Source organism: Geodermatophilus sp. SYSU D00867, from assembly GCF_054050315.1.
The window spans coordinates 51,552-74,178 of the sequence record NZ_JBJGZC010000007.1 but is presented as its reverse complement, the minus strand read 5'-3'; the positions used below and the strand labels follow the sequence as shown (position 1 = coordinate 74,178).

The following is a 22,627-nucleotide window of genomic DNA, read 5'->3' as shown; positions in this document are numbered from 1 at the left end:
CGGGGGTCAGGCGGTCACGGCCGGGCGGCCGTGCACCCGCTCGACCCACCGGGCGGGGTCGGTGAGCTCCTCGACGAGCGGCAGGGTCTCCGGCCCGGTCCACACCCGGTTGAAGCCCTCCATGCCGACGAGGTCCACGACGCCGCCGACGAAGGTCCGCCCGTCGGCGTACTGCTTCATCTTCTGCTCCAGGCCCAGCAGCCGGCGCAGCACGCGGTCGAACGGGCCGCGGCCCTTGCGGCGCTGCGCGAAGCGCTTGCGCAGCGTCCGGACCGAGGGCACGACGTCGGGGCCGACGCCGTCCATGACGAACTCGGCGTGCCCCTCGACCAGGCTCATCACCGCGGTGACCCGGTCGAGGACGGCGCGCTGCTCGGGGTCGCGCACCAGCGCCATCAGCCCCTGGGAGCCCTCGTCGCCGTCCCCGCCGCGGACGGCGTCGGCGATCCCGCGGACGAGGTCGGACATCCGGTCGCGCAGCGCGTCGGGGCTGAGGTCGGTGGCCTCGACGAACTCGGCGATCTGCGCCTCGAGGTGGTCGCGCAGCCACGGGAAGGCGGTGAACTGCAGCTGGTGGGTGACCTCGTGCAGGCACACCCACATGCGGAAGTCGGTCGGGTCCACGCCCAGCTTGCGCTCGGCGTCGACGACGTTCGGCGCCACCAGCAGCAGCCGCCCCCCGGTGCCGAACACCTCGTACTGGCCGAGGACGCGGGAGGACAGGAACGCCAGCAGCCCCCCGGCCTGGACGCCGGTGGCGCGCGAGCCGATCGCGGTGGCCAGCGGCCCGGGCCGGCTCTCCGAGCGCTCGGTGAGCGCGGTGACCAGCGGGTCCAGCAGGGCCGCCATGCCGGTGGTGTTGGCGTCGATCCAGCCGGGCCGGTCGACGACGGCGACCTCCGGCACGGGGCCGCCCGCGACCGGGTGCAGCCCGGTCAGGCCCTCGACGTGGGCCACGGCGGCCGCGGCGGCCTCGTGCAGCTCGCGGACGACGGCGCCGGCCTCCTCCCGCGTGGTCGCGGGCCCGGGCCCGGCCAGCCGGCGGGCGGTGCGCCCGGCGAGCTCCCAGTCGACCAGTGCGCTGCTCGTCATCACCTCACCGTACGCGGGGAGGCCGGGCGTCGGCCCCGTTCAGCGGCACCCGCAGGAGGCGAGCGCCGCGGCCACCGCGTCCAGCGCCGCCTCCTCGGGCCCGCCGCCGCCGGTGGTGCCGTTGGCCACCAGCGCGTAGGCCAGCAGCCGGCCGTCGGCGGTGACCACCGTGCCGGCCAGGGCGTGCACGCCGAGCAGCGTGCCGGTCTTGCCGCGCACCGCGCCGGGGGCGGTGGCCGGGTCGGCGTCACCGCGGTCGGCGAGCGTGCCGTCGTAGCCGGCCACGGCCAGCCCGGAGACGACCGCCGAGGCGCCGGGCAGCGAGCCGTCGGCGGCGCCGGCGACCACGTCGGCGAGCAGGTCGGGGGTGACCAGGTCCAGCCGGGACAGCCCGCTGCCGTCGTACAGCTCGACGTCGGTGGTGTCGAGGCCGGCGTCGGCCAGCGCCCCGGTGACCGCCTCCGCCGAGCCCTCGAAGGTGGGCGGCAGGCCGCGGGCCAGGGCGACGTGGCGGGCCAGGGAGTCGGCCAGCAGGTTGTCCGACTGCGACAGCGCCTGCTCGACCAGCCGGGCGACCGGCGCCGAGCGGACGCTGCCCAGCGTCGTGGCGCCGTCGGGGGCCTCGCCGAGCTCGACGGCCGCGTCGGGGACGCCGAGCGCCTCGGCCAGCGCCCGCCCGGCGTCGGTGCCCGGCTGGCCGCTGCGGGCGTTCTCCCCCGGGGCCACCCGTGCGCCGTCCACCGCGGCCGCGGTGACCGGGGCGGCGTAGCCGGAGGGCGCGTCCTCCGGTCCCCAGCCCTCCGCGGTCAGCGGCCCCTCGAACAGCGAGGTGTCGACGACGACCCGGCTCACGGTCGTGCCCGGCGGCAGCGCGGCCAGCACCTGGGCCGCGAGGTCGGCGACGGTGGCGGCGCCCGGGTAGGTGAGCGAGGGGCTGGTCGTGGACAGGGTCGGGTCGCCGCCGCCGACGAGGACGACCTCGTCCGGGGCCGCCCCGGCCACGACCGTCGTCTCGAGCGTGTCGTCGGGGTCCAGGGCGGTCAGCGCCGCGACGGCGGTGAGCAGCTTGGCGGTCGAGGCCGGGGTGACCGGGTCGCCCGCACCCTGGTCGACCAGCGTCTCCCCCGAGGCGACGTCGACCACCTCGGCGTTCACCCCGCGGGCCAGCGCCGGGACCGCCAGCAGCGGGCCCAGCTCGGCGGCGAGCACGTCGGGGTCGGGGGCCGGCGCGTCGGAGGGGAGCGCGGCGAGCACGGGCGCGGGGTCGCCGACGTCGGGCAGCACCGCGGCGGGACCGGCGGCGGCGTCCGGGGCGTCGTCCCTGGTCAGGAACAGCACCCCGCCGGCGACCAGCGCGGCCACCAGCAGCACCGCCAGGGCGCTGACCAGCAGGCGCCGGCGCAGCCGCCGGTAGCTCGGCGTGACCGTCGTCGGACCGCTCGGCGCGATGGTGCCCACCCCCCGTACGAGACCCCGGGGCGGACCTGCGCCGGTGGGCCTGATACCGGTGGGCCACACTACGTGCCGTGCAGTTCGACGTGACGATCGAGATCCCCAAGGGCCAGCGCAACAAGTACGAGCTGGACCACGCCACCGGACGCATCCGGCTCGACCGGATGCTGTTCACCTCCACGCGGTACCCGGCCGACTACGGGTACATCGAGAACACCCTGGGTCAGGACGGCGACCCGCTCGACGCCCTCGTGCTGCTCGAGGAGCCGACCTTCCCCGGGTGCCTCATCACCTGCCGGGCCATCGGCATGTTCCGGATGACCGACGAGAAGGGCGGGGACGACAAGGTCCTCACCGTCCCGGCCACCGACCCGCGCATGGCCCATCTGCAGGACATCACCGACGTCTCGGAGTTCGACCGGCTGGAGATCCAGCACTTCTTCGAGACCTACAAGGACCTCGAGCCGGGCAAGTCGGTCGAGGGCGCCGAGTGGGTCGGCCGGGCCGAGGCCCAGGCCGAGATCGACGCCTCCATCAAGCGGGCCCAGGAGGCCGGCGGCCACTGACCGCCGCCCCCCTGGCCGTCCACCGGCCCTCCGAGCGCACGACGGACGACGCACGGCGGTGCACCCCCACGCGGGGTGCACCGCCGTCGTCGTGCCGGCGCCGGGTGTCGTGCAGGACGACTCAGCGCCTCGTGTCGTGCAGGACGACTCAGCGCCTCGTGTCGTGCAGGACGACTCAGCGCCTCGTGTCGTGCAGGACGACTCAGCGCCTCGTGTCGTGCAGGACGACTCAGCGCCTCGTGTCGTGCAGGACGACGGTCAGGAACCCCAGCTCGCCGCGGTAGCCCTCCAGCCACTGCCGCCGGTGCGTGCGGGCGGCCTCCAGGGCCGCGGCGCGGTCCTCCCCGGTCGCCTCGGTCAGCGCCCACTCGGTGACCGCGCCGGTCCAGCACCACTCGTACTCGTCCCACTCGGCGAGCGTGGACAGGTGGCCGTAGCCGGGCTCGAAGCCGGCCCGGGTCGCCTCGGCCAGCAGCCCGGGCAGGTCCGGCAGCTCGCCGGGCTCGGCGCCGAGGCCGGCCAGCGCCGCCTCGCCGGGCCCGGCCTCCCAGAAGCCGTCGCCGAACAGCACCCGGCCGCCGGGGCGCAGGTGGCCGCGCACCGCGTCGAGGGTCCCGGCCGGCCCGCCGAAGACGTGCGCGGCGCCGATGCAGACGACGACGTCGAACCGCCCACCGCGCCAGGCCGCCGCGTCGGCCTCCACGAGGTCGACCCGGCCGACCAGGCCGCCGAGCGCGGCGCGGTCCCGGGCGGCGTCCAGGGCGGGGGCGGAGGTGTCCACGCCGACGCCGACGACGCCGGGGTGGGCGGCCACCAGCGGCAGCAGCCAGGCGCCGGAGCCGCATCCGAGGTCGAGCACCCGGCCGCCCTCGGGTGGGGCCAGCCGCGCGACCAGCCGGGCGAGGGCGTCGTCGGAGACGGGGGCCGCGACCGGGTGCCAGCGGTGGGCGACGGCGCTGAGGAGGGCTCTGTCCACGCCGGCAGTCTGGCGCAGCGCGCCGGGGTCAGATGAGGCCGCGGGAGCGCAGGTCGCGCAGCTCGGCGAACACCCGCCGGCGGATGAGGTCCTCGCGCTTCTCCCCCAGGCCCACGAAGCGCAGTGACAGCTCCGTGCGCTCGTCCTCGCGCGGGTGACGCCGGACGACCTCGGCCTTGGCCGACACCCGGGTGCCGTCCAGGTCCACGGTCACCGGGAGGACCGCGCCGACCTCCAGCGCCGCGCCCACCTCCCGCCTGCCGCCGAGGATGCAGCGCATGCCGCCCTCGCTGAGGTCCACGCTGGTCCCCGACAGGAGCACGTCACCGCTGCCCAGCTCGACGGGGACCGACAGCGGGCTGCGGACCGCGGCCCGCCGCTGACCGCGCGAGGCGGGGCCGACGACCCGCAGCCGCCAGGTCGGCGCGTCGCCGGTGCGGACCTCGACCAGCTCCACCGGCAGGGAGCGCAGCTCCTCGGGCCCCCGCCAGATGAGCTCCATGCGCTCGCCCACGTCGAGGCGGACGCGGCGCCGCGAGGCGTCCTCACCGACGCTGACGACGAGCTCGCCGCCCGTCGCCTCCTCGACGAAGCTGGTCAGCACGTCGTCCCGGCTGACCGCCTTCACGTCGAGCACGGCCCTGTCCTCGGGGTAGTCGACTCCCGGCGTCCCCATCGTCGCTCTCCTCGCTCACCTGGTCACCCACGTGACGCCGTCGGACCACCCGGCACGCGGCGGCTCCTCGCGGTCACGTTCCCCACTCCCATCGGCAGCGAGGGCACGGGACTCCAGTCGGGCGCGTCTCCTGCGGGTCCCCCCACCCCCGCCGGGTGAGGTGCCGGCGGGGCACGCCGACGGCCTCAGCCGGAGACGGGCACCCGCGGCCGCGGCACGTCGGCCGGCAGGACGGGGCCCGCGTGCAGCCGCTCCGCGAGCTCCCCGGCCGGGGCGGGCCGGCCGACCAGGTACCCCTGCACCCGGTCGCACCCGAGGGCGGTGAGCCGGCGGACCTGCTCGGCGGTCTCGACCCCCTCGGCGACCACGCGCAGCCCGAGACCACGGCCCAGGCCGACGACCCCGGCCACGACCGGGCCGTCGCCGTCGGTCATCCCCGCCGTGAAGGAGCGGTCGATCTTGACCTCGGTCACCGGGAGCCGGCGCAGCTGCGTCAGGGAGGACCACCCGGTGCCGAAGTCGTCGACGGACACGCCGACGCCGAGCCCGCGCAGGCGCGCGAGGTGCCCGTTGCGCACCGCGGCCTCCGACAGCACCTGGCTCTCGGTGACCTCCACCGTCAGCGCCCGGCACGGCAGCCCGGTCTCCAGCAGGACCGCCTCGACCAGGTCGGCGAAGTCGGGGGCGGCGAGCTGGAGCGGGGACACGTTGACGGCCACGTCCAGGTCGAGCCCCCCGCGCCGCCACCGCGCGACCGTGGCGCAGGCCTCGCGGAGGACGTGCGCGCCGAGGTCCCCGATCAGGCCGCCGGCCTCGGCGAGGGGGACGAACACGTCCGGGGGGACGGAGCCGAGCTCGGGGTGACGCCACCGGACCAGCGCCTCCACGGCCGCCACCCGCCCGCTGAGCAGGTCGACCTGCGGCTGGTAGTGGACCTCGATCTCCCCGCGCGCCAGGGCGCCGTGCAGGTCGGTCTCCAGCCGCAGCTCGTGCGCCGAGGCGGTCCGCGTGCCGCGGCCGCCGTGCAGCCGGGCCTTGGCCCGCTGCAGGTCCTCGGCGGCCCGGGCGACGAGGTCCCGGGCCGACACCGCGGGCGCGTCCGGGGTGTCCGTCGCCGCCGCGCCGGTCACGAGGTCGACGAAGACGTCCTCCCCGGCCACGGTCACCGGGGTCGTGCAGGCCGCGGCGACCCGGTCCCCGAGTGCCGCGAGCCCCGTGGCCGCGACACCCGGGAGGGCGACGACGAACTGGTCACCGCTGTACCGGGCCAGCACGTCCCCCTCGCGCAACACCGACCGCAGCCGGTCGGCGACCTGCCGCAGGACCTCGTCGCCGGCCTCGTGACCGAGGCTCTCGTTGACCCTGCTCAGCCGGCTGACGTCGCAGAACAGCACCGCGCAGTCGGCGGACCCGTCGTCGCGCGCCACGAGCTGCCGCAGGTGCGCCTCGAACGTCTCGCGGTTCGGCAGCCCGGTGAGGGCGTCGTGCGCGGCCCGCCACTCGACCTCCCCCGCCAGCCGGCTGTTCTCCAACGCCACGCCGGCGATGCCGGCCAGGCCCCACAGGCGCTCGACGAGCGGCTCGCCGAGCACGGCGGGCGGCTCCCGGTGCACCCAGTGCGCCAGCACGACGCCGACGAACCGCTTCCCGACGGCGATCGGCACACCGGCCATGGCGCGCACACCGAACTCCTCCAGGACGCCGCGCGCCCAGGATGAGCCCGAGGCGTCGACGAGCATCGGCCGGCCGTGCCGGACGATCTCGCACAGCTCCGGGCTCTGCGAGGTGTCGGTCGCGTAGCGGGCGATGCGGTCGGCCAGCTCGCCGCTCCAGCCGCTGGCCCCCGCGACCCGGACCGACTCCCCGCCGGACTCCCACAGGGCGACCGCCGAGCGGTCGGCCGAGGAGAGCACCGGCACCGCCTCGGCGACCGCCTGGGCGATCCGCTGCACCGACGGCTGGCCGGCGAGGGACCTCGTCACGGTGAGCAGCAGGCGGGCGGTCTCCTCGTGCTCCCGGGCCTCGGCGAGCAGTGCCGACGTCCGCAGACCCACGGCGGCGTGCCGGGCGAAGGCGGCCAGCACCGCCTCGTCCTCGGGGAAGAACGCCTGCCCCGGCCACAGGACGGCGGCGAGGACGCCGTGGGTCCGGTCGGCCGTGGCCACCGGCACGGCCAGCACCTCCGCGTCCCCCACCCGCTGGAGACCGGGCTGCAGGACGGTGTCGCCGAGGTGGTCCGCGACCTGCGAGCCGAGACCCCGGGCCCGGACGTGCCGGGTCCCGTCCGGCAGGCGGACGTCGAGCAGGTGGCCGGGGGCGTGCAGCGCCCGGTCCGCGCGGGACGTGATGCGGTCCAGGGTCTGCTCGAGGTCGGCACCGCAGACCAGGTCACCGACCGCGTCCTGCAGGATCGCCAGCCGCTCGTCGGACAGCAGCGCCGCGTCCAGGTCGGTCCGGGCCGCGGGCCGCCGGCGCCACGGTCTCCGCGAGGTCCTGCGCCGCGGCACCCAGCTCACCTCGTAGACGCACTCGGGGGCGCCGTCGACCTGGCAGGTCTCGTGCCGCACCTCCGCCGCGGGGAGCCCGAAGACGACGGTCACCTGCCGGAGCATCCCGGCGTTGTAGTCGCAGTCGACCCGGTTCGGGACGTTCGGCGGCAGGACCCGCCACCCCACGCGGGCGGCGCCGGGGTCCGCGCCGAGGCAGCGGAAGACCGTGGCGGTGTCCAGCCGGGTCGACACCCGCGACACCGAGCGCAGCACGGCCTCCGGCGAGCCCAGGGCCCGGACCACCGCCCGGAACGGCGCGAGCGCCTCGTCCTGCAGTGCGGCCTCCCCGAGGCGCAGCCCGATCCGCGGGTCGCCGAGCTCGGTGGCCACCGCGTCCAGGAGCGCCGACTTGACCGCGTAGGGCACCCGGCCGTGCAGGCCCTCGAGCTCCGCCCGGCGGTCGCCCAGCCCGGACCGTGCCAGCACCCGGTCGGCCGAGCCGTCACCGCCGAGGTCGGCGGCCAGCCGCAGGACCAGTCGTGTGGTGAGTGTGGACGTGCCGGCGTCGTGGTGCATGGATCCCCCCTCCGGCGCCCTGTGGTCCCGGGCACCGACGGGAGAGGTATCGACCGCTCCTGTTCCCCTTTTCAGTCCGCGGCTCCCGGTCCCCCCTCGAAGGAGAGGGGCCGGGGAGCTCCCCGTCAGGCGCCGACGTAGGCCGCGAGGTGCTCGCCGGTGAGGGTGGAGCGGGCGGCGACGAGGTCGGCGGGCGTGCCCTCGAAGACGACCCGGCCGCCGTCGTGGCCGGCCCCGGGACCCAGGTCGACGATCCAGTCGGCGTGCGCCATGACCGCCTGGTGGTGCTCGATGACGACCACCGACCGGCCGGAGTCGACGAGCCGGTCGAGGAGGGCGAGCAGGTTCTCGACGTCGGCGAGGTGCAGGCCGGTGGTCGGCTCGTCGAGCACGTAGACGGCCCCCTCGTCGGCCATCTGGGCGGCCAGCTTGAGCCGCTGCCGCTCGCCGCCGGACAGCGTGGTGAGCGGCTGGCCCAGGGTGAGGTAGCCGAGCCCGACGTCGGCGAGCCGGTCGAGGACCCTCGCCGCGGCGGGCGTGCGGGCCTCGCCGGACCCGAAGAACTCCCGGGCCTCGGCGACCGGCATCGCCAGCACCTCGCTGATGTCCTTGCCGCCGAGGTGGTACTCGAGCACCGAGGCGTCGAACCGCCGGCCCTCGCACTGCTCGCAGGGGGTGGCGACGCCGGCCATCATCCCGAGGTCGGTGTAGACGACGCCCGCACCGTTGCAGGTGGGGCAGGCGCCCTCGGAGTTGGCGCTGAACAGCGCGGGCTTGACGCCGTTGGCCTTGGCGAACGCCTTGCGGATGGGCTCCAGCAGCCCGGTGTAGGTGGCCGGGTTGCTCCGCCGCGAGCCGCGGATCGCGGTCTGGTCGACGGTCACCACGCCCTGCCGGCCCGCCACCGACCCGTGGACCAGCGAGCTCTTGCCCGACCCGGCCACCCCGGTGACGACGACGAGCACGCCGAGCGGGATGTCGACGTCGACGCCCTGCAGGTTGTGCGTGCGGGCGCCGCGGACCTCGAGCGCACCGGTCGGCGTGCGCACCGACGTCTTGAGCGAGGCCCGGTCGTCCAGGTGCCGCCCGGTCAGCGTGCCGCTGGCCCGCAGTCCCTCGACGGTGCCCTCGAACACCACCTCGCCGCCGGCGGTGCCGGCCCCGGGGCCGAGGTCGACGACGTGGTCGGCGATCGCGATCGCCTCCGGCTTGTGCTCGACGACGAGCACGGTGTTGCCCTTGTCCCGCAGCTGCCGCAGCAGGTCGTTCATCCGCTGGATGTCGTGCGGGTGCAGGCCGACGGTCGGCTCGTCGAAGACGTAGGTGACGTCGGTGAGGGCGGAGCCGAGGTGCCGGATCATCTTGGTGCGCTGGGCCTCGCCGCCGGACAGCGTGCCCGAGGGGCGGTCGAGGGAGAGGTAGCCCAGCCCGATCTCGACGAAGGAGTCCAGCGTCTCCCGCAGCGCCGTGAGCAGCGGGGCCACCGAGGGCTCGTCGAGGTCGCGGACCCACTCGGCGAGGTCGCTGATCTGCATCGCGCAGAGGTCGGCGATGCTGGCCCCGCGGATCCTCGAGGACCGGGCGGCCTCGCTGAGCCGGGAGCCGCCGCACTCGGGGCAGGTCGTGAAGGTGATCGCCCGCTCGACGAAGGCGCGGACGTGCGGCTGCATCGCGTCGACGTCCTTGGACAGCATCGACTTCTGGATCCTGGGGACGAGGCCCTCGTAGGTGAGGTTGATCCCCTCGACCTTGATCTTGGTCGGCGCGCTATACAGGAGCGTGTCCAGCTCCCGCTCCGTGAACTGCGCGATCGGCTTGTCCATGGGCAGCCCGGCGCCGGCGAAGATGCGCCCGTACCAGCCGTCCATGCTGTAGCCGGGGACGGTCAGCGCGCCCTCCTCGAGCGACTTGCGCTCGTCGTAGAGGGCGGACAGGTCGATGTCGTTGACCCGGCCCATGCCCTCGCAGCGCGGGCACATGCCGCCGGTGATGCTGAACTCCCGGCGCTCCTTGACCTCGCGGCCGCCCCGCTCGACCTTCACCGCGCCGGCGCCGCTGATCGAGGCGACGTTGAAGGAGAACGCCTGGGGCCCGCCGACGTGCGGCTGCCCGAGCCGGCTGAACAGGATGCGCAGCATCGCGTTGGCGTCGGTGGCGGTGCCGACCGTGGAGCGCGGGTTGGCGCCCATCCGCTCCTGGTCGACGATGATCGCCGTCGTCAGGCCGTCGAGGACGTCGACGTCGGGGCGGGCCAGCGTGGGCATGAAGCCCTGCACGAAGGCGCTGTAGGTCTCGTTGATCAGCCGCTGGGACTCCGCGGCGATCGTGCCGAACACCAGCGAGCTCTTGCCCGAGCCGGAGACGCCGGTGAACACCGTGAGCCGGCGCTTGGGGAGCTCGACGCTGACGTCCTTGAGGTTGTTCTCCCGCGCGCCGTGCACGCGGATGCGGTCGTGGGAGTCGGCCGCGTGCGACCCGGACGCCTGCCGGCCGGTGCTGGTGGCGGTGCTCATCGTCTCTCCATCCGGTGGGCGCCGCCGTCGTCGGCGCGTTCGCTGTCTACCTGATGGGGGTGACGGCCGGCACGGGGCGACGCCCGTCCGGCCGGCCCCGGGCGGGCGTCGTGCTCTCGGGACGGCGGGCGGCTCAGCCGGCCTCCTGGACGCGGACGAGGTTGCCTGCGGGGTCCCGGACGGCGAAGTCGCGGACGCCGTAGGGCTGCTCGGCCGGCTCCTGGACGACCTCGGCGTCGCCGGCCTGCAGCCGCTCGAAGGCGCCGTCGAGGTCCTTCGTGGCCAGGACGATGGAGGCGTAGGTGCCCTTGGCCATCATCTCGGTGATGGTGCGGCGCTCGTCGTCGGTGACGCCGGGGTCGGCCGCCGGCGGGTGCAGGACGATCGAGGTCGCGGGCTGGCCGGGCGGGCCCACGGTCAGCCAGCGCATCCCGCCGTACCCGACGTCGTTGCGGAGCTCGAAGCCCAGGGTGTCGCGGTAGAAGGCCAGCGAGGCCTCCGGGTCGTCGTGCGGGAGGAAGGTGTAGTGGATGGTGAGGTCCATGGCGGTCACGCTAGGGACGGCGTCCCCACCGGGGCTTCTCGATTCCTGACCGGTCGGGTGACCTGCTTGGCGACGCACGCCGGGATGCCGGCGGTGGACCCGGCCGCGAGGCGCCGGTAGGTGCTCGGCGGCATGCCGACCAGCTCGGTGAAGCGGGTGCTGAACGTGCCCAGCGACGAGCAGCCGACGGCGAAGCAGACCTCGGTGACGCTCAGGTCGCCCCGGCGCAGCAGCGCCATCGCCCGCTCGATGCGCCGGGTCATCAGGTACGAGTACGGCGACTCCCCGTAGGCGCGGCGGAACTCGCGGCTGAGGTGCCCGGCCGACACGTGCACGCCCCGGGCGAGCGCCTCGACGTCGAGCGGCTGGGCGTACTCCCGGTCGATCCGGTCGCGGACGCGGCGCAGCCGCGCGAGGTCGCGCAGGCGCTGCTCGCCGGGTCCGGTGGCCACGGGCGGATCGTGCCAGAGCGGGACCACGGTCCCCAGGGACGACGCAGCGGCCCTCCCCGGGAGGGGAGGGCCGCTGGGTGGTGAGCCGCCTGTCGGAATCGAACCGACGACCTTCTCATTACGAGTGAGATGCTCTACCGACTGAGCTAAGGCGGCGGGCGTGCGGCGTCCAGAGTACGACACCGGTCCGCCGCGCCCGCGCAGGCCCGGCGGTCACGGGGTGGGCAGGCGCAGCGCCACGGTGAGCGCCTCGACGGCGACCTGCGGCTTCACGTTCTGCTCCAGCGCGGTGCGGCAGGCCAGGACGGCGTCGATCCGGCGCAGCGCGCCCTCGGCGCCGATCCGCCGGGCCAGCTCCTCGGCGTCGGCCCGCCGGTCGGGGTGCGACAGCACCGGCGAGTGCTCCCCCGCGGCGGCGAGCACCAGCGCGTCGCGGTAGAGCGCGGCGAGGTCGACCAGCGCGCGGTCCAGCGAGTCGCGGCCGAGCCGTGTGGCGCGGCTCTTCTGCCGCTTCTCGAGGTCCTTGAGCACCCCGGCACCGCCCCGGGCGGCGGCCACCCCCGGCCCCCGCGCGCCGACGCCGAGGCTGGCCTTGACCGCCTCGGTCTCCGCGTCGTCGAGGGCCGCGGTGGTCCGGTCGGACTCCTCCTTGGCGGCGCTGACCAGGTCGTCGGCCGCGGTGAGGCAGGCGGCCAGCGACACCAGCGACAGCGGGACGTCGAGCACGGCCTTGCGGGCCAGCCGCGCGTCCTCGTCGCGGGCCAGGTGCCGGGCCCGCCCGACGTGCCCGCCGGCCGCGGCCGCCGCCCAGGCCGCCAGCGCCGGGTCGATCCCGTCGCGCCGCACCAGCACGTCGGCGACCGCGTCGACCGGCGGCGTCCGCAGGCTCACGACGCGGCAGCGCGAGCGGATGGTGACCGGCACGTCCTCGGGGTGCAGGCTCGGCGCGCAGAGCAGGAAGACCGTCCGCGGGGGCGGTTCCTCGATCATCTTGAGCACGGCGTTGGAGGCCTGCTCGGTCATGCGGTCGGCGTCCTCGACGACGACGACCTGCCAGCGGCCCTGCGACGGCGCCCGCCCGGCCAGCCGGACCAGCTCGCGCGCCTCGACGACGCCGATCGACAGGCCCTCGGGGGCGACGGTCTGCACGTCGGCGTGGGTGCCGGCGAGCACCGTCCGGCAGGCGTGGCAGGTGCCGTCGCCGCCGGCGGGGCACTGCAGCGCCGCGGCGAAGGCGCGCGCGGCCACCGAGCGGCCGGACCCGGGCGGCCCGGTGAACAGCCAGGCGTGGGTCATCGCCGCGGGCTGCGCGACGGCGGCCCGGAGCTCCGCGACCACCGCCGGCTGGCCGACGACCTCCGCCCAGACGCCGTCGGCCGTGCTCACGCCACCCTCCCCGGCATGAGCGCGCCGACCCGCTCGCGGACGGCCGTGGCGAGCTCGTCGGCGGGGCGCCGCGCGTCGAGCACGAGGTAGCGCCCGGGCTCGGCGGCGGCGAGGTCGAGGAAGGTGGCGCGGACCCGCTCGTGGAACTCCACCGACTCCGACTCCAGCCGGTCGGCGGCGGCGCGGCCGCGGGCGCGCGCCAGGCCCACCTCGGGCGGCAGGTCCAGCAGCACGGTGAGGTCGGGCACCAGGCCGCCGGTGGCCCAGGCCGACAGCCGCCGGACCTCGTCGAGGGCCAGCGCCCGGCCGGCACCCTGGTAGGCCAGCGAGCTGTCCACGTACCGGTCGGTGACCACCACCTCGCCGGCCTCGAGCGCCGGGCGGACCACCGTGTCGACGTGGTGCGCGCGGTCGGCGGCGTAGAGCAGCGCCTCGGCGCGCGGGGACAGCCCGGCGCTGGCCGGGTCGAGCAGCAGCGCGCGGATGCGGGCGCCGGGCGGCGTGCCGCCGGGCTCGTGGGTCACCCGGGCCGGCACCTCGACGAGGCTCAGCCAGTCGAACAGCCGCCGGACCTGGGTGGACTTCCCGGCGCCCTCCCCACCCTCGAAGGCGACGAACAGGCCGCGGCCGGGCAGGCGACCAGAGGCGTCGATCGGGGGCTCCCGGGGACTCGTGGGGGGTGGGCGTCGGCCGGTCCACGGTACCGGCCGGGGACGACGCTCCCGGGGTCCTACGGTCGGCGGGTGAGCGACGCCTGGGACCCCGCCGTCTACCTGCGCCACGCCGGTGAGCGGGCGCGGCCGTTCACCGACCTCGTGGCCCGGGTGGCCGCGCACGGGCCGCGCGAGGTCGTCGACCTGGGCTGCGGCACCGGGGAGCTGACCGCCTCGCTCGCGCGGCGCTGGCCCGGCGCGCGGGTGACCGGCGTCGACTCCTCCCCGGAGATGCTCGCCGCCGCGGCCGCGCACGCCGTCCCCGGGCGGGTGCGCTTCGTGCCCGGCGACGTCCGCGACTGGCGGCCGGACGGCCCGGTCGACGTCGTCGTCACCAACGCCGTCCTGCACTGGGTGCCCGGGCACGCGGACCTGCTCGTGCGGTGGGCCGCCGGCCTCGCCCCGGGCGGGTGGCTGGCGCTGCAGGTGCCCGGCAACCACCGCGCCCCGACCCACCGGCTGCTCGCGGCGCTGTGCGCCGCGCCGCGGTGGGCGCCCCGCCTGGCCGCGGCCGCTCCCCCGCCCAACCCGGTGCTCGACCCGGCGGGCTACCTCGACGTCCTCACGGCGGCGGGCCTGTCCGCCGACGTCTGGGAGACCACCTACCTGCACGTGCTGCGCGGCGCCGACCCGGTGCTGGGCTGGGTGCGCAGCACGGTGCTGCGGCCGGTGCTGGCGCTGCTCGACGACGCCGACGCCGCCGCGTTCACCGCCGAGTACGCGGCGGCGCTGCGGGCGGCCTACCCGGCGCGGCCGGACGGGACGACGGTGCTGCCCTTCCGCCGGGTGTTCGCGGTGGGCTCCCGGCCGGTCAGCGCGGGGTGAGCCGGTGGGCGTCGGTGCGGTAGGGCAGCTCGAGGACGTCGCGCCCGGCCGTGTCCGGGTGGGTGGCCAGCAGGTCGCGGATGCCGCCGAGGAAGGCGGCGCGGGCGTCGGGGGCCATCGTCGCCACGTAGCTGCGGGTGCCGATGCCGCCGACGACCTGCTCGGGGGGGACCCGCTGGACGATCCGCGACCGCGCGGTGGCGACGTCGGCGGGCAGCGCCGCGGCGAACGCGGCCACGACGCCCTGGTCGGCCTCGTGCCCGCGGGTCTCGGTGGCCAGCGCGGCGCCGAGCGCGGCGACCCAGGGGACGGTCTCGTCGCGGGTGTTCCACACGAACCCGACGACGCCGCCGGGCCGCAGCACCCGGCGCAGCTCCGCCGCGGCCGGCTCCGGGTCGAACCAGTGCGCGGCCTGGCCGGCGACGACGGCGTCCACGCTCGCGTCGGGCAGCGGGATCGCCTCCGCGCCGCCGACCTGCGCCGGGACGCCGGGGTGCCGGGCCCGCAGCTGGGCGAGCATCTCCGCCGACGGGTCCACGGCGAGCACCTCGTGCCCGGCGGCGGCGAGGACGTCGGTGAGCAGGCCGGTGCCGGCGCCCAGGTCGAGCACCCGTCGCGGCCGGTCCCCGAGCAGGAACGCCACCGCGTCGGCCGGGTAGCCCGGGCGCAGCGCGGCGTAGTCGGCGGCGACCGACCCGAACGACGTCCGCCGCTGCTGCCAGTCGGCGGGGTCGAGCGAGCCGGTCGCCGTCACGCTCAGCTCGCGGGGACGGCGTCGGACGCGGTCGCCTTCTCCGCCGTCGTCTTGGCCGCCGTCGTCTTGGCCGCCGTCGTCTTGGCCGCCGTCGTCTTGGCCGCCGTCGTCTTGGCCGCCTTCTTGGCGGTGGCCTTGGTGCCCGCCGTCTTCTTGGCCGCCGTCGACTTGGTCGCCGTCGACTTGGTCGCCGTCGACTTGGTCGCCTTCCTCGCGGCCTTCTTCTTCGTGGCGGCGGGCCGGCTGCGGCGGTCGGCGAGCAGCTCGGCGGCGCGGTCGAGGGAGATGGTCTCGACGTCGTCGCCCTTGCGCAGGCTGGCGTTGGTCTCGCCGTCGGTGACGTAGGGACCGAAGCGGCCCTCGCGGACCGTGATCTGGCCCTGGGTGACCGGGTCGGGACCGAGCTCCTTGAGCGGCGCGGCCGCGGCCCGCCGGCCCCGCTGCTTGGGCTGGGCGAAGACGGCCAGCGCCTCGTCGAGGGTGACGGTGAACAGCCGCTGCTCGTCCTCCAGCGACCTCGAGTCGCTGCCCTTCTTGAGGTAGGGCCCGTACCGGCCGTTGAGCGCCTGGATCTCCTCGCCGTCGGGCGCGGTGCCCACGGTGCGGGGCAGGGTGAGCAGCTGCAGCGCCTGCTCGAGGGTCACCGTCTCCGGGGACATGGAGGCGAACAGGCTCGCCGTCCGCGGGCTGTCCTTGCTGCCCTCGGGGACCACGGTGGTGACGTAGGGGCCGTAGCGGCCGGCCTTGACGACCACCGGGTGGCCGGACTCGGGGTCGGTGCCCAGCTGCCGGTCGCTGGAGGGCGCGGCGAGCAGGTCGGCGACCTTCTCGCTGGTCAGCTCGTCGGGCGGCAGGTCCTCGGGGAGGCTGACCCGCGGGCCGTCCTCGCCGCCGGCCTGCAGGTAGGGGCCGTAGCGGCCGACGCGGACGACGACCGGCTCGCCGGCCGGTCCGGTCGCCCGCAGCGGGATCGAGTTGACGCCGCGGGCGTCGATCTCCTCCAGCTGCTGGCCGATGACCTGCTTGAGCCCGCCGGAGGCCGCGATGCCGCCGGCGTGCCGGCCCTCGCCGCCGAAGTAGAACTCGGTCAGCCAGTCGACCCGGCCGAGCTCACCGGCGGCGATCTCGTCGAGCTCGTTCTCCAGCGACGCGGTGAAGTCGTAGTCGACCAGCGCGGCGAAGTGCTGCTCGAGCAGGTTGACCACCGCGAAGGCGGTGAAGGAGGGGACCAGCGCGGAGCCCTTCTTCCACACGTACCCGCGGTCCTGGATCGTCTGCATGATCGACGCGTAGGTCGAGGGACGGCCGATGCCCAGCTCCTCGAGCCGGGCGACCAGGCTGGGCTCGGTGTAGCGCGACGGCGGGGTCGTCGTGTGGCCCTTGGGCTCCAGCGACTGCGTGTCGAGCTGCTGGCCGCGCTCGACCCGGGGCAGCCGCCGCTCGGCGTCGTCGCTGCCGTGCTCGTCGTCGCCGGTCGCGGCGCCCTCGTCGCGGGACTCGACGTAGGCGCGCAGGAACCCGGGGAAGGTGATCGTGCGGCCGCTGGCGGTGAACTCGACCCGCTCGTCGGTGGTGCTGCGGCCGGCCAGCCGGATGCTCACGGTCTGCCCGACGGCGTCGGCCATCTGCGAGGCGACGGTGCGCTGCCAGATGAGCTCGTAGAGGCGGAACTCGTCGCGGGCGAGCTGCCCGGCGAGCTGGCCGGGGGTGCGGAAGGAGTCGCCGGCGGGGCGGATCGCCTCGTGCGCCTCCTGCGCGCCCTTGGCCTTCTTGCTGTAGCGGCGGGCCTCGGCGGGGACGTAGGCGTCGCCGTAGAGCTCGCGGGCCTGGGTGCGGGCGGCGTTGATCGCCTCGTTGGAGAGGTTGGTCGAGTCGGTCCGCATGTAGGTGATGTGGCCGTTCTCGTACAGCCGCTGGGCCACCCGCATGACCTGCGCCGAGGACCAGCCGAGCTTGCGGCCGGCCTCCATCTGCAGCGTGGAGGTGGTGAACGGCGCGTAGGGGCGGCGCCGGTAGGGCTTCTCGTCGACCCGGCTGACCGTGACCTGCCGGCCCTCGAGCCGGGCGGCCAGGCCCCGGGCGCCGGCCTCGTCGAGGTGGACGACGTCGCCGGTCACCTGCCCGGTGGCGGGGTCGAAGTCGCGGCCGGTGGCCACGCGGCTGTCGTCGACGCTGACCAGGCGGGCGCGCAGCGTCGTCGGCTCGCCCGCGTCGGCGCCGGCCCGGCCGGGGACGGCGAAGACGCCGTCGAGGGACCAGTAGTCGGCGGCGGTGAACGCCATCCGCTCGCGCTCCCGCTCGACGACGATGCGGGTGGCCACCGACTGCACGCGGCCGGCCGACAGCCGGGGCAGGACCTTCTTCCAGAGGACCGGGCTGACCTCGTAGCCGTAGAGCCGGTCGAGGATGCGGCGGGTCTCCTGCGCGTCGACCAGCGCGGTGTCCAGCTCGCGGGGGTTGGCCACGGCGCGGGCGATCGCCTCGGGGGTGATCTCGTGGAAGACCATCCGGCGGACCGGGACCCGCGGCTTGAGGGTGTCGACCAGGTGCCAGGCGATGGCCTCGCCCTCGCGGTCCTCGTCCGTCGCGAGGTAGACCTCGCTGGCGTCCTTGACCAGCTGCTTGAGCCGGCTGACCTGCTGCTTGCGGTCGGGGCTGATGACGTAGAGCGGCTCGAAGGCGTTGTCGACGTCGACGCCCAGGCGGGCCCACGGGGCGCCCTTGTGCTCGGCCGGGACGTCGGCGGCGTTGCGCGGGAGGTCGCGGATGTGCCCGACGCTGGCCTCGACGACGTAGCCGTTGCCGAGGTAGCCGGCGATCTTCCCGGCCTTGGTCGGCGACTCCACGATGACCAGCGGGCGGCCGCCCCCCGCAGCAGCGGCCCGGCGGCGGGCGGGCGTGCTGGTGCCGCCGGTGGTCGTGGCGGCGGTCTGGCCGTTCTTCGCGGTCTTCGTGGGCACGGTGCTCCTGTCGGGTGGTGCTGGTCGCGGCAGCGCGGTGTGCGGTCTCGTCGTCACGCGGTGCGCCCCCTCGGCGGGCCACGGTAGGCCACGACGCCGGAACGCGACCGGCCGGCGACTGCGCGCGGGCGCGCCGTCACCGCCTCCAACGGTGCAGCGGCACCGCTGTTCCCGGCCTCCCCCGGGCGGGTCCCGGCCGCTCAGTCGCCCTCCTGGACCCCGGCGACCACCTCCCCGACCCCCGCGAGGGTCGGCCGGCCGGGGTCGAGGTACCAGGTGTGCCAGGTGTCCCAGTCGGCCGGCAGCGGCGTCGCCCCGAAGTCGTCGTCGCCGGTGTTCGCGCCGTGGACGTCGAGCGGCCAGGTGACGAGGTCCAGGGACGGCGAGGCCTCGTGGACCTCCGCCACCTCCAGGTCCGACGCCGGGCCGTCCATCCCGGGACTGCCGAGGAGGACCACCGCGTCGGCCGCCAACCGCCCGGGCTCCTCCGCGGCGCGGTCGACCACGACGGTCCCGTAGCTGTGCGCGACGACGGCGACCCGGGGCGGCTCGCCGCCCCGGACGGGGTCGGCCGCCCGCGCCGCCGCCAGCCCGGCCAGGTCGCCGGCCAGGGCCCGCCCGCCGGTCGCCGCCCGGCCCTCACCCCACGCCGTCGGGAACACGACGTTGCCCGGCGGACGGTAGCCCAGCCAGGCGACCGTGGCCACCGAGGCGGCGGGGGCGGCGGCCCGGGTCGCGTCGGCGACCGCCCGCGCGTCGGCGCCCAGGCCGCCGAGGTCGTCGACGTCGTTGCCGACGCCGGGCACGTACACCGCGACGTCGTCGGCGGTGTCGAGGTCGCCGTGGACCACGGCCGCCAGGTGGTCGTCGAGGTCGAGACTCCACAGCTGCACCGGGCGGCCGGCCGCCTCCGCGCGCGCCAGTTCGGCCGCCACCGCCCGCGCGGTCTCCTCCGTGTCCCCGGACGGGTCGGCCAGCGCCCGCTCGAGCACCAGCCGGTTCGCCCGGTCCCGCGCCCAGGCCGGCAGGCCGTCCAGGTTCCCGACGAGCCGGGGGTCCACCGAGGTCACCAGCTCGCGCGCCCGGGTGGACAGCCCCGCCCACCAGGCCGCCACCGCCTCCGGCGACGTCCCCCGCACCGGCAGGCACGAGGGGATCCAGACCCCGTCCGCGGCGACGGCCGCCGCGAGGCCGGCGTAGTCCGGGGGCACGACTCCCCCGGCCCCTCCGATCCCGCCCAGCGGCGCTGCCGAGTCGGCCGCGCAGGCGGCGGCGCGGGCCGCCGCACGGAGGGCGTCGGCCGCCAGCCCGGCGACCCGCTCGGCCGCGGCGGCCTGCTCGGCGATCGCGTCGTGGTGTCCGGCCAGCGCCTCCGGCGTCGCGCCGGGCGGCGGTGCGGCCGGCGCCGGGAGGACGACCCCGCCGGCCTCGTCGAGGGTCACGCCGTGGGCGGCGGCCTCGGCCAGCGCCCGCTCGGCCAGGTCCTGCGCGGTGCGCGCCTCCCGGGCGGTGTCCTGCAGCCGGTCCAGCGACGCGCCGAGGGCGGTGGTCACCGCCGTGACGACCGCGGACACCTCCCCCAGCGCTCCCGCGGCGGCCCGTCCCGCGTCGCCGGACCAGCACTCGGCGGCCTCCAGTGCTCGGGCGACCGCCTCCGTCCGGGCGCGCCACCGCGGCAGCCGCTCGGTCACCGCCTCGAGCGTCCAGACGGCGCCGTCGAGGAGGGCGACGTCCCACCCGGCGACGGCCGCGAGGCCCGGGGCGCTCACCGGGCGCCCACGGGCAGCGCCGCCCTCGCCGCCAGCAGCCGGTCGGAGACCGCGGCGTCGGCCAGCCGGTAGGACCGCACCGCGTCGAGCAGGGCGGTGGCCGCGGCGTCGGCCCCGGAGACGAGGTCGGCGACGAGCGCGGCCCACATCCGCCCGGTCGTCCCGGCCCGGTCGGACACCCCGCCCGGCGCCGCCGTCGCCAGCGAGACCGCGGTCGAGGCGCACAGGTCGGCGTCGGAGGACAGCTCGGCGGCCAGGGCGGTGAGCTCCTCACCGAGCGCATGGACGGCGTCGAGCTGGATGGCGATGGCTACGGACAACGGCCCTCCCGGCGTCGGCGCCGGACCCGGGTGGGTCCGGCGCCGCGGACGCTAGGACGGCCCTGCGGCGGGACCGGCCGCGTCGTCCACAGCCGGCTCCCCGTCCACAGCCCGCCGCCGCGGCCTCCCGCCCGGCCGGGCCGGTCGGGAGGCTCGCGGGGTGGTCTCAGGGAGCGGACGTGGTCAGCGTGCCGGCCGGCTCCCCGGCGGTGCCGCCGACGACTACCGAGCGGCGCTTGGACACCACCACGGCGGCGACGACCACCAGCGTCGCGGCGCCCGCGATGAGCAGCCGCACCGTGGTGTTGGCGTCCTCCCCGACCTGCAGGCCGACGACCGCCGGCGCGATGAGCAGCGCCACCAGGTTCATCACCTTGATCAGCGGGTTGATCGCCGGGCCCGCGGTGTCCTTGAACGGGTCGCCCACGGTGTCGCCGATGACGGTGGCCGCGTGCGCCTCGCTGCCCTTCCCGCCGTAGGCGCCGTCCTCGACCATCTTCTTGGCGTTGTCCCAGGCCCCGCCGGAGTTGGCGAGGAAGACCGCCATGAGCGTGCCGGCCGCGATCGCGCCGACCAGGTAGGCCGCCAGCGGGCCGAAGCCGAGGCCGAACCCGACCGCCACCGGGGCCAGCACCGCCAGCAGCCCGGGGGTGGCCAGCTCGCGCAGCGAGTCCTTGGTGCAGATGTCCACGACGGCGGAGTAGTCCGGCCGCTCGGAGAAGTCCATGATCCCGGGGCGGGTGCGGAACTGCTCGCGGACCTCGAACACCACCCGCCCGGCGGCCCGGGACACGGCGTTGATCGCCAGCCCGGAGAAGAGGAACACCACCGCCGCGCCGATGACCGCGCCGACGACGTTGTCCGGCTCGACCAGGCTGAACGCCTGCCCGAGGTCGACGCCGTCGAGCGCGGCGCGGACCTGCTCGTTGTAGGAGCCGAACAGGGCGGTGGCGGCCAGCACGGCGGTCGCGATCGCGATGCCCTTGGTGATGGCCTTGGTGGTGTTGCCGACGGCGTCGAGGTCGGTGAGCACCCGGGCGCCGTCGTCGTCGATGTCGCCGGACATCTCGGCGATGCCCTGCGCGTTGTCGCTGACCGGGCCGAAGGTGTCCATCGACACGATCACGCCGGCGGTGGTGAGCAGCCCGCACCCTGCCAGGGCGACGGCGTACAGCGCCGCGCCGCCGCCGATGAGGAAGGCGCCGTAGACGGCGGCGCCGATGAGCAGGGCGGCGTAGACGGCCGACTCCAGGCCCAGCGAGATGCCGGAGAGCACCACGGTCGCGGGGCCGGTGAGCGAGCTCTGGCCGACGTCGCGGACGGGCTTGCGGCTGGTCTCGGTGAAGTAGCCGGTGAGCTGCTGGATGGCGGCGGCGAGCACGATCCCGACCAGGACGGACACGAAGCCGAGCACCTGCGGGTTGACCACCGAGTCGGGGACGTCGGCGACGCTCGGCAGCACGGTGAAGGCCGCGGCGGCGACGAGGACGAGGGAGACGACCGCGGAGGTGAAGAAGCCGCGGTTGATCGGGGCCAGGCCGCTGGCGTCGCCCTTGCCCGGGTTGCTGGCGAGGATGCCGACCACGGAGGCGAGCACGCCGATCGCGGCGACGACGAGCGGGAACACCATGCCGACCGCGCCGAAGAAGACCTGCCCGAGGATCAGCGCGGCCACGAGGGTCACCGCGTAGGACTCGAAGAGGTCGGCGGCCATGCCGGCGCAGTCGCCGACGTTGTCGCCCACGTTGTCGGCGATGGTGGCGGCGTTGCGCGGGTCGTCCTCGGGGATGCCGGCCTCGACCTTGCCGACGAGGTCGGCGCCGACGTCGGCGGCCTTGGTGAAGATGCCGCCGCCGACGCGCATGAACATGGCGAGGAGCGCGCCGCCGAACCCGAAGCCCTCGAGGACGACGGGGGCGGTCTCGTCGAACAGGAGCAGTGCCAGCGACGCGCCGAACAGGCCCAGGCCGACGGTGATCATCCCGCAGACCCCGCCGGTGCGGTACGCGATGCGGAAGGCCGGCCGGTAGCCGCCGGTGCGGGCGGCGGCCGCGACCCGGACGTTGCCGCGCGTGGCCAGCGTCATGCCGATGAAGCCGACCGTCGCGGAGAACAGGGCACCGACGAGGAAGAACACCGCCCGGCCGATGCGCGTGCCCCAGCCGCCGTCGTGGACCGGCAGGACGAGCAGGAGCAGGAAGACGATCACGGCGAAGACGCCGAGCGTGCGGAACTGCCGCCGCAGGTAGGCCCCGGCGCCCTCCTGCACGGCCCGGGCGATGTCCCGCATGCGGGCGGTGCCCTGATCGGCGCTCAGGACCGCGCGCACGAGGGACCACGCGAACACCAGTGCAACCAGCGAGACGACGAGGGCTGCCGTCACGAGGACGACGTCCCCGCCGGAGAGATCATTGTCCGGCATCGGTACCTCCCAGCGGTCGGCTGCCGACGGGCGGCTCGCGTCCCCGGTCGGCGGAGAGCACGTCGGCGGGCGGGGCCGCCCGGAGACGAGGCGCGAGTGTAAGCGGAATCACACTCCGCGGTCTGCCCCCTCCCCGGAACCG

At 76.2% G+C, this 22,627-nt stretch carries 17 protein-coding genes and 1 tRNA gene; 2 read left to right on the top strand and 16 right to left on the bottom strand.

The window, feature by feature from the left end; genetic code table 11:
- Window positions 1-6: 6 nt before the first annotated feature.
- Window positions 7-1,092, bottom strand: coding sequence for a zinc-dependent metalloprotease (locus tag ACI8AK_RS08290; protein ID WP_387987233.1), 1,086 nt, complete (start codon window positions 1,090-1,092; stop codon window positions 7-9).
- Window positions 1,093-1,131: 39 nt separating this feature from the next.
- Entirely contained in the window at window positions 1,132-2,550 is a 1,419-nt protein-coding gene (gene dacB, locus ACI8AK_RS08285) for a D-alanyl-D-alanine carboxypeptidase/D-alanyl-D-alanine endopeptidase (RefSeq protein WP_456955832.1), read from the bottom strand.
- 68 nt (window positions 2,551-2,618) lie between these two features.
- Here dacB and ACI8AK_RS08280 point away from each other — a divergent pair, with 68 nt between their 5' ends.
- The gene (locus ACI8AK_RS08280) at window positions 2,619-3,110 is read left to right on the top strand and encodes an inorganic diphosphatase (RefSeq protein WP_387987239.1); all 492 of its coding nucleotides are present in this window, start codon (window positions 2,619-2,621) and stop codon (window positions 3,108-3,110) included.
- 229 nt (window positions 3,111-3,339) lie between these two features.
- On the opposite strand, the gene ACI8AK_RS08275 is transcribed toward ACI8AK_RS08280, so the two are convergent.
- The 9 genes from ACI8AK_RS08275 to tmk form a co-directional block, all read right to left on the bottom strand.
- The gene (locus ACI8AK_RS08275; RefSeq protein ID WP_456955830.1) at window positions 3,340-4,086 is read right to left on the bottom strand and encodes an SAM-dependent methyltransferase; all 747 of its coding nucleotides are present in this window, start codon (window positions 4,084-4,086) and stop codon (window positions 3,340-3,342) included.
- Between the two features lie 28 nt (window positions 4,087-4,114).
- Window positions 4,115-4,762: a PilZ domain-containing protein gene (locus ACI8AK_RS08270; RefSeq protein ID WP_387987245.1), complete on the bottom strand. Its 648-nt coding sequence runs from the start codon at window positions 4,760-4,762 to the stop codon at window positions 4,115-4,117.
- A 185-nt stretch (window positions 4,763-4,947) separates the two neighbouring features.
- A complete protein-coding gene (locus tag ACI8AK_RS08265; RefSeq protein WP_456955828.1) occupies window positions 4,948-7,827 on the bottom strand; it encodes a putative bifunctional diguanylate cyclase/phosphodiesterase in 2,880 nt (959 codons plus the stop codon).
- A 125-nt stretch (window positions 7,828-7,952) separates the two neighbouring features.
- Window positions 7,953-10,340, bottom strand: a complete 2,388-nt coding sequence (locus ACI8AK_RS08260; protein ID WP_387987250.1) for an ATP-binding cassette domain-containing protein — start codon at window positions 10,338-10,340, stop codon at window positions 7,953-7,955.
- 133 nt (window positions 10,341-10,473) lie between these two features.
- Window positions 10,474-10,884, bottom strand: a complete 411-nt coding sequence (locus ACI8AK_RS08255) for a VOC family protein (RefSeq protein ID WP_456955826.1) — start codon at window positions 10,882-10,884, stop codon at window positions 10,474-10,476.
- Between the two features lie 5 nt (window positions 10,885-10,889).
- The gene (locus ACI8AK_RS08250; protein WP_387987255.1) at window positions 10,890-11,336 is read right to left on the bottom strand and encodes a helix-turn-helix transcriptional regulator; all 447 of its coding nucleotides are present in this window, start codon (window positions 11,334-11,336) and stop codon (window positions 10,890-10,892) included.
- A gap of 83 nt (window positions 11,337-11,419) precedes the next feature.
- Window positions 11,420-11,492 (bottom strand) — tRNA-Thr (locus tag ACI8AK_RS08245).
- 57 nt (window positions 11,493-11,549) lie between these two features.
- A complete protein-coding gene (locus tag ACI8AK_RS08240; RefSeq protein WP_456901732.1) occupies window positions 11,550-12,722 on the bottom strand; it encodes a DNA polymerase III subunit delta' in 1,173 nt (390 codons plus the stop codon).
- Complete coding sequence (gene tmk, locus ACI8AK_RS08235; protein ID WP_456955825.1) at window positions 12,719-13,504, bottom strand: dTMP kinase; 786 nt, start codon at window positions 13,502-13,504, stop codon at window positions 12,719-12,721. The genes ACI8AK_RS08240 and tmk overlap by 4 nt, the downstream gene beginning before the upstream one ends.
- Between tmk and ACI8AK_RS08230 the strand changes: the two genes are divergently transcribed.
- Complete coding sequence (locus tag ACI8AK_RS08230; protein WP_456955823.1) at window positions 13,466-14,260, top strand: trans-aconitate 2-methyltransferase; 795 nt, start codon at window positions 13,466-13,468, stop codon at window positions 14,258-14,260. The two genes, tmk and ACI8AK_RS08230, sit on opposite strands and share 39 nt — an antisense overlap.
- On the opposite strand, the gene ACI8AK_RS08225 is transcribed toward ACI8AK_RS08230, so the two are convergent.
- The 5 genes from ACI8AK_RS08225 to ACI8AK_RS08205 all read right to left on the bottom strand — a co-directional run bounded on the left by ACI8AK_RS08225 (window position 14,247) and on the right by ACI8AK_RS08205 (window position 22,485).
- Window positions 14,247-15,014: a class I SAM-dependent methyltransferase gene (locus ACI8AK_RS08225; RefSeq protein ID WP_456955821.1), complete on the bottom strand. Its 768-nt coding sequence runs from the start codon at window positions 15,012-15,014 to the stop codon at window positions 14,247-14,249. The genes ACI8AK_RS08230 and ACI8AK_RS08225 overlap by 14 nt on opposite strands.
- Before the next feature lie 2 nt (window positions 15,015-15,016).
- On the bottom strand, window positions 15,017-17,974 hold the full coding sequence (gene topA, locus ACI8AK_RS08220) for a type I DNA topoisomerase (protein WP_456955819.1): 2,958 nt from the start codon (window positions 17,972-17,974) through the stop codon (window positions 15,017-15,019).
- A gap of 200 nt (window positions 17,975-18,174) precedes the next feature.
- Window positions 18,175-19,743, bottom strand: a complete 1,569-nt coding sequence (locus tag ACI8AK_RS08215; RefSeq protein ID WP_456955818.1) for an alpha/beta hydrolase — start codon at window positions 19,741-19,743, stop codon at window positions 18,175-18,177.
- Window positions 19,740-20,063: a hypothetical protein gene (locus tag ACI8AK_RS08210; RefSeq protein ID WP_456955816.1), complete on the bottom strand. Its 324-nt coding sequence runs from the start codon at window positions 20,061-20,063 to the stop codon at window positions 19,740-19,742. Before ACI8AK_RS08210 ends, ACI8AK_RS08215 begins: the two co-directional genes overlap by 4 nt.
- Before the next feature lie 166 nt (window positions 20,064-20,229).
- Window positions 20,230-22,485: a sodium-translocating pyrophosphatase gene (locus ACI8AK_RS08205; RefSeq protein WP_456955814.1), complete on the bottom strand. Its 2,256-nt coding sequence runs from the start codon at window positions 22,483-22,485 to the stop codon at window positions 20,230-20,232.
- Window positions 22,486-22,627: the final 142 nt, after the last annotated feature.

Coding starts and splice junctions, on each gene's coding strand:
- ACI8AK_RS08290 (WP_387987233.1), bottom strand. CDS start 1,092: ATGACGAGCAGCGCACTGGTCGACTGGGAGCTCGCCGGGCGCACCGCC.
- ACI8AK_RS08270 (WP_387987245.1), bottom strand. CDS start 4,762: ATGGGGACGCCGGGAGTCGACTACCCCGAGGACAGGGCCGTGCTCGAC.
- ACI8AK_RS08265 (WP_456955828.1), bottom strand. CDS start 7,827: ATGCACCACGACGCCGGCACGTCCACACTCACCACACGACTGGTCCTG.
- ACI8AK_RS08260 (WP_387987250.1), bottom strand. CDS start 10,340: ATGAGCACCGCCACCAGCACCGGCCGGCAGGCGTCCGGGTCGCACGCG.
- ACI8AK_RS08255 (WP_456955826.1), bottom strand. CDS start 10,884: ATGGACCTCACCATCCACTACACCTTCCTCCCGCACGACGACCCGGAG.
- ACI8AK_RS08205 (WP_456955814.1), bottom strand. CDS start 22,485: ATGCCGGACAATGATCTCTCCGGCGGGGACGTCGTCCTCGTGACGGCA.